The sequence below is a fragment of the Streptomyces sp. NPDC005706 genome (assembly GCF_040631045.1).
GTDB lineage: Bacteria > Actinomycetota > Actinomycetes > Streptomycetales > Streptomycetaceae > Streptomyces.
Genome location: NZ_JBEXYS010000004.1, coordinates 238,714 through 250,572, shown reverse-complemented (window position 1 = coordinate 250,572; position 11,859 = coordinate 238,714). Strand labels below are relative to the sequence as shown.

The 11,859-nt window shown below is 72.6% G+C and carries 11 protein-coding genes; 9 read left to right on the top strand and 2 right to left on the bottom strand.

Annotation, left to right across the window (positions count from 1 at the left end):
* Positions 1–2: 2 nt before the first annotated feature.
* Entirely contained in the window at positions 3–1,040 is a 1,038-nt protein-coding gene (locus ABZ478_RS10230; protein WP_359547114.1) for a serine hydrolase, read from the bottom strand.
* Between the two features lie 138 nt (positions 1,041–1,178).
* Here ABZ478_RS10230 and ABZ478_RS10225 point away from each other — a divergent pair, with 138 nt between their 5' ends.
* The gene (locus ABZ478_RS10225; protein WP_359547111.1) at positions 1,179–1,958 is read left to right on the top strand and encodes an SseB family protein; all 780 of its coding nucleotides are present in this window, start codon (positions 1,179–1,181) and stop codon (positions 1,956–1,958) included.
* A gap of 38 nt (positions 1,959–1,996) precedes the next feature.
* Here ABZ478_RS10225 and ABZ478_RS10220 read toward each other — a convergent pair whose 3' ends face one another.
* Positions 1,997–2,353 (bottom strand): DUF1844 domain-containing protein, encoded by a 357-nt coding sequence (locus ABZ478_RS10220; protein ID WP_351664041.1) that lies wholly within the window; start codon positions 2,351–2,353, stop codon positions 1,997–1,999.
* A gap of 363 nt (positions 2,354–2,716) precedes the next feature.
* On the opposite strand from ABZ478_RS10220, the gene infC reads away from it, so the two are divergent.
* The 8 genes from infC to ABZ478_RS10180 all read left to right on the top strand — a co-directional run bounded on the left by infC (position 2,717) and on the right by ABZ478_RS10180 (position 11,842).
* Positions 2,717–3,367 carry a translation initiation factor IF-3 gene (infC, locus tag ABZ478_RS10215; protein ID WP_351664179.1) on the top strand — a complete coding sequence of 217 codons (651 nt, stop codon included), beginning with the start codon at positions 2,717–2,719 and terminating at the stop codon, positions 3,365–3,367.
* Between the two features lie 112 nt (positions 3,368–3,479).
* Positions 3,480–3,674, top strand: coding sequence for a 50S ribosomal protein L35 (gene rpmI, locus ABZ478_RS10210; RefSeq protein WP_003977225.1), 195 nt, complete (start codon positions 3,480–3,482; stop codon positions 3,672–3,674).
* A gap of 100 nt (positions 3,675–3,774) precedes the next feature.
* Positions 3,775–4,158, top strand: coding sequence for a 50S ribosomal protein L20 (gene rplT, locus ABZ478_RS10205; protein ID WP_030381833.1), 384 nt, complete (start codon positions 3,775–3,777; stop codon positions 4,156–4,158).
* Between the two features lie 204 nt (positions 4,159–4,362).
* Positions 4,363–5,223, top strand: coding sequence for an RNA methyltransferase (locus ABZ478_RS10200; protein ID WP_359547514.1), 861 nt, complete (start codon positions 4,363–4,365; stop codon positions 5,221–5,223).
* 50 nt (positions 5,224–5,273) lie between these two features.
* A complete protein-coding gene (locus ABZ478_RS10195) occupies positions 5,274–6,419 on the top strand; it encodes an ATP-binding protein (protein ID WP_359547108.1) in 1,146 nt (381 codons plus the stop codon).
* A 146-nt stretch (positions 6,420–6,565) separates the two neighbouring features.
* Positions 6,566–7,687, top strand: a complete 1,122-nt coding sequence (pheS, locus tag ABZ478_RS10190; RefSeq protein WP_359547105.1) for a phenylalanine--tRNA ligase subunit alpha — start codon at positions 6,566–6,568, stop codon at positions 7,685–7,687.
* Complete coding sequence (gene pheT / locus ABZ478_RS10185) at positions 7,687–10,209, top strand: phenylalanine--tRNA ligase subunit beta (RefSeq protein WP_359547102.1); 2,523 nt, start codon at positions 7,687–7,689, stop codon at positions 10,207–10,209. The genes pheS and pheT overlap by 1 nt, the downstream gene beginning before the upstream one ends.
* Before the next feature lie 292 nt (positions 10,210–10,501).
* Positions 10,502–11,842 carry a transcriptional regulator gene (locus ABZ478_RS10180; RefSeq protein WP_358932138.1) on the top strand — a complete coding sequence of 447 codons (1,341 nt, stop codon included), beginning with the start codon at positions 10,502–10,504 and terminating at the stop codon, positions 11,840–11,842.
* Positions 11,843–11,859: the final 17 nt, after the last annotated feature.

Sequence of the window (11,859 nt, the reverse complement as noted above, 5' to 3'; positions counted from 1 at the left end):
CCTCACGAACCGGCGGCGGGCTCCGTTTCCGAGGCGGCGGAGCCCGTGCCCGAGGCGGTGGAACCCGTCCCCGGGGACGCGGTGGAGCCGTCCCGGGTGAAGGCCGACACCGCGGCCTTCGCGGCCGCCTCCACCAGCGAGATCCCCTCGGCCTGCGTGGCGGTTCCCCGCGACAGCACCGCCACCAGGTACGCGGTGCCGTCCACCGTCACCCGTCCGACGCTGTTCACGTCCCACAGCCCGGTCGTACTGCGCGCCAGCCACCCGTTCTTCAGCGCCCACGAGGTACCGGCGGCCGACACCCCCCACTGCTGATCGGCCTCCACGGCCCCCATGAGCTTCCGCACGTACGCGCGCGACGCGGCGCTCAGCTCCGAGTCCTCCCCGAACACCTGCCGCAGCAGCAGAAGCTGATCGGCCGCGGTGGTCTGCGTCAACCCCCACAGCTCACCGTCGCCGCCCGAGGTGTGCGAGAGCCCGAACCGCTCGTTCGCCGCGTCCAGCCCCCCGGCCCGGCCGATCGCATGCCACAGCGTGGTGGCGGACGCGTTGTCGCTGTTCCCGATCATCCTCGTGGCGTACGCCCGCTCCGCCGCGGTCAACTCCCGGCCGGCGTCCTGCGCCTGGAGCAGCAGCGCGGCCAGGATGTCCACCTTGACGATGCTCGCCGTGTCGAAGGCGTCCGTCCCGGACGTGGCGCTCTCTCCCGAGCCCGTCTGCAGCACCGCCGCCGACACCCGGGCCCCCGGCGGCACGGTCACCGATGCCATGGACCGCGCCAGCAGCGCCTCACGGTCCACCGTCACCGGCTGTGCCGTGCTCTCCACCGACGCCTCCTCACCCGCCGCGGCCGAGGAGGAGGCCGACGGCGACGAGGCCGACGATACGGTCCCGGCACCGGAGTGCGCGCGCGCCGTCACATAGGCCGTGCCGCCCGCCGTGACCCCGCCCATCGCCACGACCGCCAGGGCGGCGAACAGCAGCGGGCGGCGAGAGCGGCGGGCGCGGCGGCCAGGACGGCCGGATCCGGAGGACTCCATGGCCGCGATGCTCGGGGCGGTCGCTGTGCGCTCCGTGGGACGGACCTGAGAACCACGTCAGCGAATCCCGGAGCCCCCTGTGAATCCGGCTCCGGGCCGGGACGGGCACGGCGCCGGCCTCCCTATAGGGTCGGGACCGTGGCGAAGAAGAACATTCCCGACTCCGGCTACTCCGACGACGACGGCTCCGCCGACCCCCGGCTGAGCGCCGCGCTCGCCGCCTGGGCGGGGGACCGCACGGCCGTGGGGCCGGTCCTCGCGGCGCTGAAGGGCGCCCGGCTGCTGGTTCCGGTCGTGGCCGTGCTCGGGGAGGTCGAGGAGGACGGTCACGAGGGGCGCGAAGCTCCTCGGAAGGGCGGTGGCGGGAGACGGGTGGGCGGACTGCGCCGCGAGAAGACCAGCGACATGGCGGTGCCGACGCTGAAGGCGGGTGACCGCACCGCCCTGCCCGCCTTCACCTCCACCGAATCCCTGGCCCGCTGGGACCCGTCGGCCCGGCCCGTCGCCGTTCCCCTGCACCAGGCGCTGGAGGCCGCCGCGCACGAGAAGGCGGACACGGTCGTGCTCGACCTCGCCGGACCGGTGCCCTTCGAGCTGACCGGCCCCGCGCTGCTCGCCCTGGCCGAGGGCCGTACCAGCACCGACCCGCTCACCGACCCGGCCGTTCTCGGGGCCGTGCGCGGCGCCGTCGCCGCCGAGCCCGCGGTCCTGCGCGCCCACCTCGGTCCCGGGCAGGCCGACGGCACCCTCGTCCTCGTCCTCGACCCGGCCGCCGCGCCCGCCGAGGCCGCCCGCGCGGTCGCCGGGCGGCTGGCCGCCGACGAGACACTGAGGGCCCGCCTGGTGCGCGGCCTCGACCTGGCACTGCTGCCGGCCGGGACGACGCCTCCGGGCGAGCCCTTGTTCGTGCGGGAGTGAGTACGCGGGTCGCGTACGGGACGGGTACGGGGGCCGGGTCAGCCGTAGACCGGGCCGGTGTACTTCTCGCCCGGGCCCTGGCCCGGCTCGTCCGGCACGATCGAGGCCTCGCGGAACGCGAGCTGCAGCGACTTCAGGCCGTCCCGCAGCGGGGCCGCGTGGAAGGAGCTGACCTCGGTGGCGCTCGCGTCCAGCAGACCGGCGAGCGCGCCGATCAGCTTGCGGGCCTCGTCCAGGTCCTTGTACTTCTCGCCCTCCTCGCTCAGCCCGAGCTTCACGGCGGCGGCGCTCATCAGGTTGACGGCGACCGTCACGATCACCTCGACGGCGGGGACCTCGGCGATGTCCCGGGTCATCGCGTCGAAGTCGGGGGACTCAGGAGGGGTGTCACTCATGCCCCACACGATAGGCGTTCCGCGTTGCGCCTTCTCAATTAGCCCTTGTCAAGCGATCCTGCTAACCTTGTTCACGACCGGCCGGACACGCTGTGCCCGGCCCACAAGTGGAGGCTCCGATCTCCCACCCGACCGCCCCCCGGGACGGCGGGTCTCCGGTCAGACGGCCACCATCGTTCCGTACGGACGATGGAGCCGTCCGAATCGCGCCCCGCGGTCTCCGCGGCGGTGCTCCGGTAGCTATGGGAGCCCCGCCTGTGATCGCCCGGGGCATTTTTCGTGTCTCGGTGCGGTTAGGTCTGTCGAAACAGACAATACGCGGCTGTCCGCCAGGCGGTCGCGTGGTGCTACCGAGGAGGATCCATCAGCGCCGAGCCCCGCATCAACGACCGGATTCGCGTTCCCGAGGTGCGACTCGTCGGTCCCAGTGGCGAGCAGGTGGGCATCGTCCCGCTGGCCAAGGCACTGGAGCTTGCGCAGGAGTACGACCTGGACCTGGTCGAGGTCGCGGCGAACGCCCGTCCGCCCGTGTGCAAGCTCATGGACTACGGGAAGTTCAAGTACGAGTCGGCCATGAAGGCCCGTGAGGCGCGCAAGAACCAGGCGCACACGGTCATCAAGGAGATGAAGCTCCGGCCGAAGATCGACCCGCACGACTATGACACCAAGAAGGGTCACGTCGTCCGGTTCCTCAAGCAGGGCGACAAGGTCAAGATCACGATCATGTTCCGTGGCCGCGAGCAGTCCCGCCCCGAGCTGGGCTACCGGCTGCTGCAGCGTCTCGCGGAAGACGTCCAGGACCTCGGTTTCGTGGAGTCGAACCCGAAGCAGGACGGCCGCAACATGATCATGGTCCTCGGTCCGCACAAGAAGAAGACCGAGGCGATGGCCGAGGCTCGCCAGGCGCAGGAAGCCCGCAAGGCTGACGCGAAGGCCAACCCCGGCAAGTCGCAGAACGCCGCCGAGGCCGGTCTCGAGGCCGAGGCGCCGTCCGAGGAACCTGCCGAGGCGTGATCCCGGGGGACGCGAGTCCCCGAGGATGTAACCGAAACAAGAGCGACGCTCCACCGTGCCCGGTTCTCACGACCGGGCACCGGAGCGCCACCGACGAGGAGAGAACGGCGCTATGCCGAAGAACAAGTCGCACAGCGGTGCCAGCAAGCGCTTCAAGATCACCGGCTCCGGCAAGGTGCTCCGTGAGCGCGCCGGCAAGCGCCACCTGCTCGAGCACAAGTCGTCCCGTGTGACGCGTCGCCTCACCGGCAACGCCGAGATGGCCCCGGGCGACGCCGCGAAGATCAAGAAGCTTCTCGGCAAGTGACGCCCGGCGTCGCCTGAGCGACGCCGTACGTCTGGACCGGGACCCATTCGTTTCCGGGCCGCGTGAGTATCCCCGCGGCCCCGCTACAAGGAGTTAAGAAGTGGCACGCGTCAAGCGGGCAGTCAACGCCCACAAGAAGCGCCGGGCGATCCTCGAGCAGGCCTCCGGCTACCGCGGTCAGCGTTCGCGCCTGTACCGCAAGGCCAAGGAGCAGGTCACCCACTCGCTGGTCTACAACTACAACGACCGCAAGAAGCGCAAGGGCGACTTCCGTCAGCTGTGGATCCAGCGCATCAACGCCGCTGCCCGCGCCAACGGCATGACCTACAACCGCTTCATCCAGGGTCTGAAGGCCGCGAACGTCGAGGTCGACCGCAAGATCCTGGCCGAGCTGGCCGTCAACGACGCCAACGCGTTCGCCGCGCTGGTCGAGGTCGCCCAGAAGGCTCTGCCGAGCGACGTCAACGCGCCCAAGGCCGCGTGACGCTGCGCTGGCTCTAGGCCGGCTCATGGACCCGCAGGCCGTGACGGCCTGCGGGTCCTGCTGTTGCCCGGCGGAGCGATTCGTCCGGCTGCGGGCCCGTCGTGGCTGGTCGCGCAGTTCCCCGCGCCCCTTGGGGGGCGCTGTTCCCTGCCGGCGCGGTGGATGGAACCGTACGTCGAGGTTCTCCTGAAGGTGAAGAAGAAGATGCCCCCCGTCAGCCCCGAGTTGATCTCTTCCCGGTCCGGTCGTGTCGCCGCTGCCCGGCGGCTCGGCAGGCGGAACTTCCGGGGGAAGGACCGGCTGTTCCTCGCGGAGGGGCCGCAGGCCGTCCGGGAGGCCGCCGGGCACCGGGTGGACGGGACGCCCACGCTCGTCGAGCTGTTCGCCACGGTCGAGGCCGCGGAGCGGTACGCCGACATCGTCGGGGCGGCGCGCGAGGCCGGTGCCCGGGTGCACCTCGCCTCCGAGGACGTCATCGCGGACATCTCCACCACCGTCACCCCGCAGGGACTGGTCGGCGTCTGCCGGTTCCTGGACACCCCCTTCGAGGCCGTCCTCGCCGCCCGGCCCCGGCTGGTCGCCGTACTCGCCCACGTGCGCGACCCGGGCAACGCCGGCACCGTGCTGCGCTGCGCCGACGCCGCCGGCGCCGAGGCCGTCGTACTCACCGACGCCTCCGTCGACCTGTACAACCCCAAGGCCGTACGCGCCTCCGTCGGCTCCCTCTTCCACCTGCCGGTCGCCGTCGGCGTGCCCGTCGAGCGGGCCGTCGAGGGGCTGAAGGACGCCGGAGTGCGCATCCTCGCCGCCGACGGAGCGGGCGACCGCGACCTGGACGAGGAACTGGACAAGGGCACCATGGGCGGCCCCACCGCCTGGGTGTTCGGCAACGAGGCCTGGGGGCTCCCGGAGGAGACCCGCGCACTGGCCGACGCCGTCGTGCGCGTCCCCATCCACGGGAAGGCCGAGAGCCTGAACCTCGCCACCGCCGCCGCCGTATGTCTCTACGCGTCGGCGCGCGCCCAGCGCGCCTCCGCAGGGTGCCGCTCCGTCACCCAGAGCTAGTAGGGTGTCCGGCTCGGGGCCCTGCGCCGTCTGAGAGGTGGGGTACGGGGATGAGGGTGGTCGGCAGCAGCACCGCGCCGGACGGGCGGGACGTGCGCCGCACATCCGCGCCACGGCAGGCCGACCGCGCCGGCACCGGCCCCGGCATCGACCCCGACGAGCTGCCCGACGGCCTGGTGACCGCCGACGAAAACGGCCGCGTGACCTGCTTCAACGCGGCCGCCGAACGCATCACCGCCCTCCGCGCCGAGGACGCCCTCGGCCGGCACCTGGAGAAGGCGCTGCCGCTGGAGGACCTGGAGGGCCGGCGCTGGTGGCAGCTCACCGACCCCTACGGCGGCCTCGCCATCCGGGTCCGGCAGCCCGAGCGCAACCTGCTGCTGCCCGGCGGACGGGAGGTGCTGGTCTCCGCGCGGTACGTGCGCGACGAACCCCTCGGACCCGTGCGCGGGGTGGTCGTCTCCCTGCGGGACACCGAGGCCCGCCACCGCACCGAGCGCAGCCACGCCGAGCTGATAGCGACCGTCGCGCACGAGCTGCGCTCCCCGCTCACCTCGGTGAAGGGCTTCACCGCCACGCTCCTCGCCAAGTGGGAACGCTTCACCGACGACCAGAAGCGGCTGATGCTGGAGACCGTCGACGCCGACGCCGACCGCGTCACCCGCCTCATCGCCGAGCTGCTGGACATCTCCAGGATCGACAGCGGGCGGCTCGAGGTGCGCCGGCAGCCCGTCGACATCGGCGCGGCCGTAGGCCGGCACATCCAGGCCTACGTCGCCGCCGGCCAGCAGGCCGACCGCTTCCTGCTGCGCGTCGAGCAGCCGCTGCCCGCCCTGTGGGCCGACCCCGACAAGGTCGACCAGGTGCTGAGCAACCTGCTGGAAAATGCGGTGCGGCACGGCGAGGGAACCGTCACCATTGACGTCACGCCCGCGCCGTCCCCGCGCGAGGGCGAGGAAACGGCCACGTCGGTCACGGTGAGCGACGAGGGGCCCGGCATCCCGGAGGAGTCCATGAACCGCGTCTTCACCCGCTTCTGGCGGGGCAGCAAGCGCGGCGGGACGGGCCTCGGGCTGTACATCGTCAAGGGCATCGTCGAGGCCCACGGCGGCACCATCACGGTCGGCCGCGCCCCCGGCGGGGGCGCCGAGTTCCGATTTACGTTGCCCGTGTGCACGCCGGCGTATCTCGCCTAGCGGCCCACGGGCCATTCGTCCACCCCCACCCCGTTAGAATCGGCCTTTGGCACCTTTGTGTCCTGCACACGGCCCGCCGAGAGCCACAGCCGGCTCGAAGTCGGTGACGGGGACCGTCCGCCAGCCAATCGGAAGCACGGGAAGAGATGTCGGCACCGAATAAGTCGTACGACCCTGTCGAGGTCGAGGCGTTGAAACCGGAAGAGATCGAGCGCATGCGGGACGAGGCGCTCGCCGCCTTCGCCGCCGCGGACTCCCTCGACGCGCTCCACGAGGCCAAGGTCGCCCACACGGGCCCCGCCTCCCCGCTGGCCCTCGCCAACCGCGAGATCGGCGCCCTGCCCCCGCACGCCAAGGCCGACGCCGGCAAACGCGTCGGCATGGCCCGCGGCGCCGTGAACAAGGCCCTCGCCGTCCGCCAGGGCGAACTGGAGGCCGAGCGGGACGCCCGCGTGCTGGTCGAGGAGGACGTCGACGTCACGCTGCCCCACGACCGCGTCCCCGCGGGCGCCCGGCACCCGCTGACCACGCTCTCGGAGCGCATCGAGGACGTCTTCGTGGCCATGGGCTACGAGGTCGCCGAGGGCCCCGAGGTCGAGGCCGAGTGGTTCAACTTCGACGCCCTGAACATCGGCCCGGACCACCCGGCCCGCGGCGAGGCGGACACCTTCTTCGTGACCGGCCCGGACGGCACCGCCGACTCCGGCGTCGTGCTGCGCACCCACACCTCGCCCGTGCAGATCCGCTCGCTGCTCAGCCGTGAGCTGCCGGTCTACGTGATCTGCCCCGGCCGCGTGTACCGCACCGACGAGCTGGACGCCACCCACACCCCGGTCTTCCACCAGGTCGAGCTGCTCGCCGTCGACGAGGGCCTGACCATGGCCGACCTCAAGGGCACCCTGGACCACATGGTCCAGTCGCTCTTCGGCGAGGGCATGAAGACCCGGCTGCGGCCGAACTTCTTCCCGTTCACCGAGCCGTCCGCCGAGATGGACATGGTGTGCTACGTCTGCCGCGGCGAGTCCGTCGGCAACCCCGACCGGCCCTGCCGCACCTGCTCCAGCGAGGGCTGGATCGAGCTGGGCGGCTGCGGCATGGTCAACCCCAAGGTGCTGGCCGCCTGCGGTGTCGACCCGGAGAAGTACAGCGGGTTCGCCTTCGGGTTCGGCATCGAGCGGATGCTGATGTTCCGCCACAACGTCGAAGACATGCGAGACATGGTCGAGGGTGACGTCCGGTTCACCCGGCCGTTCGGGATGGAGATCTGATGCGGGTCCCGCTTTCTTGGCTGCGGGAGTACGTCGACCTGCCGGCGAGCGAAACCGGCCGTGACGTCCAGGCCAAGCTCATTTCGGCCGGCCTCGAGGTCGAGACCGTCGAGCAGCTCGGCGCCGACCTCAAGGGGCCGCTGGTCGTCGGCCAGGTGCTGACCATCGAGGAGCTGGAGGGCTTCAAGAAGCCGATCCGCTTCTGCACCGTCGACGTCGGCCGGGCCAACGGCACCGGCGAGCCGCAGGAGATCGTCTGCGGCGCCCGCAACTTCGCCGTCGGCGACAAGGTCGTCGTGGTCCTGCCCGGCGCCACGCTGCCCGGCGGCTTCTCCATCGCCGCCCGCAAGACCTACGGCAAGACGTCCCACGGCATGATCTGCTCCAGCGACGAGCTGGGCATGGGCGACGACGGCACCCACGGCATCATCGTGCTGCCGCCGGAGACCGAGGTCGGCAAGGACGCCATCGAGCTCCTCCAGCTCGTCGACGAGGTGCTGGACATCGCCGTCACCGCCAACCGCGGCGACTGCCTGTCCATCCGCGGCGTCGCCCGCGAGACCGCCATCGCCTACGGCCTGCCGCTCAGCGACCCGGCGCTGCTCGACGTGCCCGCCCCGAACGCCTTCGGCTACCCGGTGCAGGTCGCGGATCCGGTCGGCTGCGACCGCTTCACCGCCCGCACGGTCACCGGCCTGAGCCCCGAGGCACGCTCCCCGATCTGGCTGAGGCGCCGGCTGCAGAAGGTCGGCATGCGCCCGATCTCGCTCGCCGTCGACGTCACGAACTACGTGATGATGGAGCTGGGCCAGCCGCTGCACGCCTACGACCGGAACCTGGTCCAGGGCACGATCGGCGTGCGCCGGGCCGAGGAGGGCGAGAAGCTCGTCACCCTCGACGGCACCGAGCGCGAGCTGCACTCCGAGGACCTGGTCATCACCGACGAGCGCGGCCCGATCGGTCTGGCCGGCGTCATGGGCGGCGCCAACACGGAGATCGCGGACCACGAGGACACCGGGAACGGGGTGAACGCCTCGACCGACGTGGTCATCGAGGCCGCCCACTTCGACGCCGTCTCGATCGCCCGTACGGCCCGCCGTCACAAGCTGTCCTCCGAGGCCTCCCGCCGCTTCGAGCGCGGCGTCGACCCGCGGGCCGCCGCGGCCGCCGCGCAGCGCACCGTGGACCTGCTGGTGCTGCTCGCGGGCGGCACGGCCGAGGCCGGTGTCACCGAGGTCGTCGCGCCCACCGCCCCGCGGACCGTCACGGTCCCCGCGAACCACCCGGACCGGGTCGCGGGCGTGGACTACGGCCGCGAGACCGTGGTGCGCCGGCTGCAGGAGATCGGCTGCGACGTCCAGGGCCAGGACGAGCTGGTCGTCACGGTGCCGTCCTGGCGGCCCGACCTCACCGAGGCCAACGACCTCGCCGAGGAGGTCATCCGCCTGGAGGGCTACGAGAACCTGCCCTCCACGCTGCCGAAGCCGCCCTCGGGCCGTGGCCTGACCCACCGCCAGCGGCTGCACCGCCGGGTCGGCCGCGCGCTGGCCGGCGCCGGCTACGTCGAGGCGCCGAACTACCCCTTCGTCGGCGAGCAGGTCTTCGACCAGCTCGGCCTGGAGTCCGGTGACCCGGCCCGCCGCGTGGTGAAGCTGGTCAACCCGCTCAACGACGAGGAGCCCGCGCTTCGTACGACGCTGCTGCCGGGCCTGCTGGGCGCGCTGCGGCGCAACGACGGCCGCGGCTCGCACGACCTGGCCCTGTTCGAGACCGGACTGGTGTTCCAGCCGCGTGAAGAGCAGCGTGCCGGTGGGCACCTGTCCGTCGACCGCCGCCCGACCGACGAGGAGATCGCGTCGCTGAACGGCGCGCTGCCCGAACAGCCCCGGCACGTCGCCGTGGTGCTCGCGGGCGCTCGCGAGCGGGCCGGCTGGTGGGGCAAGGGCCGCCCGGCGGACTGGGCCGACGCGATCGAGGCCGGCCGCGCCGTCGCCGCGGAGACCGGCGCCGACCTGATCGTGCGCAAGGGCCAGTACGGCCCCTGGCACCCGGGCCGCTGCGCCGAGCTGGTCGTCGCCGCCGACGGCACGGAGCGGGTCGTGGGACACGCGGGCGAACTCCACCCGCGGGTCCTCAAGGCGCTCGGTCTGCCCGAGCGCACCTGCGCGATGGAGCTGGACCTGGACGCCCTGGAGGCGGCCGGCGACGGCGTTCCGCAGGCGCCGAGCATCTCCACGTTCCCGGTGGCCACGCAGGACGTCGCCCTAGTCGTCGACCGGCCGGTCCCCGCCGCCGAGGTGGAGGCCGCGCTGCGTGAGGGCGCGGGCGAACTGCTCGAGTCCATCCGGCTGTTCGACGTGTACGAGAACGCGGAGCAGCTCGGCGACGGCCGCAAGTCCCTGGCCTACGCGCTGCGCTTCCGCGCGGGTGACCGGACGCTGACCGTGGACGAGGCGTCCGCGGCCCGGGACGCGGCGGTGGCCCTCGCGGGCGAGCGGACCGGAGCCGTGCTGCGCGGCTGATCCGCGTCGAAGCGGCCCGCTGACCCGGCTCGTCCGCCGGTCGGCAGCGACGGACCGGCCCCTGAGGGGCCGGTCCGTTCGCGTTGTCCGCCGCCCCGGACCGCCGGAGGCCGACCCGGCCAAGCCACCGCTTTTTGAGGGGGAGCCGGCGGCTTGGCCGGATGACCAGTCAACCGGCAGCGCGACGCTCCGCGACAGTGCGCGCACGGTGCGGATGCGCGTACTCCGTTCACACCCCGTGTGAGGGCCGAGCCACTACGCTGACGGACACCAGGCCATTCGGGGGGCATTCATGCAGCCCAACACTCTGCTCGACGCGATCCTGGACGAGGCGGGGATCTCGCACGCCGGCCTCGCCGCCCATGTGAACCAGGCCGGTCGTGGACGGGGCCTCGCGCTCCGCTACGAACACACCGCCGTGGCACGGTGGTTGAAGGGTCAGCGGCCACGCGGCCAGGTGCCCGACCTGATCTGCGAGGTGCTCGCCGGACGACTGCACCGGCCGGTGACCCTGGACGACATCGGCCTCGGCGTGCCCGGCGAGCCCAGTACCCCGCACACCGGCTCGCTGTCCGGCTTCGTGGAACGGGCCACCGCGCTGTGGCGTTCGGACGAACAGCAGCGCCCGCACGTTCTCGGCGCGCCCGCGGTCACCGGCACCCCGGCCGTCATGCCGGTGTGGGAGTGGGAGAACCCGCCCGAGGACGTGGACGTCTCCCGGGGCGGCCGGCACCGGGTCACCGCGGCCGACCTCGAACTGCTGCGCGCCGCCCGCACCCACTACGAGCAGATGTACCGGAAGGCCGGCGGCGTGGCGACCCGGGCGCGGATCGTCGGCTTCCTCAACGCCGAGGCGGCCCCGCTGCTGCGCGGCAGCTACACCGACGCCACCGGACGCCAACTGCACCGGGCGACGGGCGGGTTGGTGGCGATCGCCGGTATCTGCGCCTACGACTCCGACGCGCACGGCCTGGCCCAGCGCTACTTCCACCAGGCGCTCCGGCTGGCGAAGGCCAGCGGTGACTGGGGACTTGGCGCCTACGTGATCGCGCTGCTGGTCAACCAGGCGGTGTTCATGCGGGAGTACCGGCAGGCGGTGGCGTTCGCCGAGGCCGCCCTGCGCGCGGCCGGCAGGCACATCACCCCGGCCCTCGCCTCCGACCTCTACGCGATGCAGGCGAAGGCGTACGCCCATCTCGGCGACTCCGGCAGCGCCCTGTCCTGCATCCGCCGGGCCGAGACGGCCGCCGACCGCATCCGGCGCGGATACGAGCCCGACGAGACCGGCTACGTACAGCCCGGCCTGGTCAACGTGCAGGTGGCCGAGGCGCTGCTGAGCCTCGGGGAGCTGGCCGCCGCCCGGGAGCACGCGGCCGCGGCGGTGGACAACCCCGCGCACGACCGCGGCCGGGTGCACCGGCTCGCCATGCTCAGCACCATCGAGCTGCGCCAGGGCAACGCCGACAACGCGGTGGCCACGGCCGTGCAGATGGCCGAGCAGGCGCGCGGGATGGAGTCCCAGCGACTGCGCGACAGACTCCGCGCGGTGCGCGAGCACCTGGTGCGCTGCGGCTCGGCCGGGACCGCCGAAGCCGCCGAACTCATCGACGGCGCACTGCGCGTACCGCTGTAGGCCCACTGCAGTTGCAC

Bases quoted from the DNA above. Each gene is read 5' to 3' on its own strand.
- ABZ478_RS10180 (WP_358932138.1), top strand. From the start codon at position 10,502: ATGCAGCCCAACACTCTGCTCGACGCGATCCTGGACGAGGCGGGGATC.
- ABZ478_RS10195 (WP_359547108.1), top strand. From the start codon at position 5,274: ATGAGGGTGGTCGGCAGCAGCACCGCGCCGGACGGGCGGGACGTGCGC.
- pheS (WP_359547105.1), top strand. From the start codon at position 6,566: ATGTCGGCACCGAATAAGTCGTACGACCCTGTCGAGGTCGAGGCGTTG.
- rpmI (WP_003977225.1), top strand. From the start codon at position 3,480: ATGCCGAAGAACAAGTCGCACAGCGGTGCCAGCAAGCGCTTCAAGATC.
- ABZ478_RS10220 (WP_351664041.1), bottom strand. From the start codon at position 2,353: ATGAGTGACACCCCTCCTGAGTCCCCCGACTTCGACGCGATGACCCGG.
- ABZ478_RS10230 (WP_359547114.1), bottom strand. From the start codon at position 1,040: ATGGAGTCCTCCGGATCCGGCCGTCCTGGCCGCCGCGCCCGCCGCTCT.
- ABZ478_RS10200 (WP_359547514.1), top strand. From the start codon at position 4,363: ATGCCCCCCGTCAGCCCCGAGTTGATCTCTTCCCGGTCCGGTCGTGTC.
- pheT (WP_359547102.1), top strand. From the start codon at position 7,687: ATGCGGGTCCCGCTTTCTTGGCTGCGGGAGTACGTCGACCTGCCGGCG.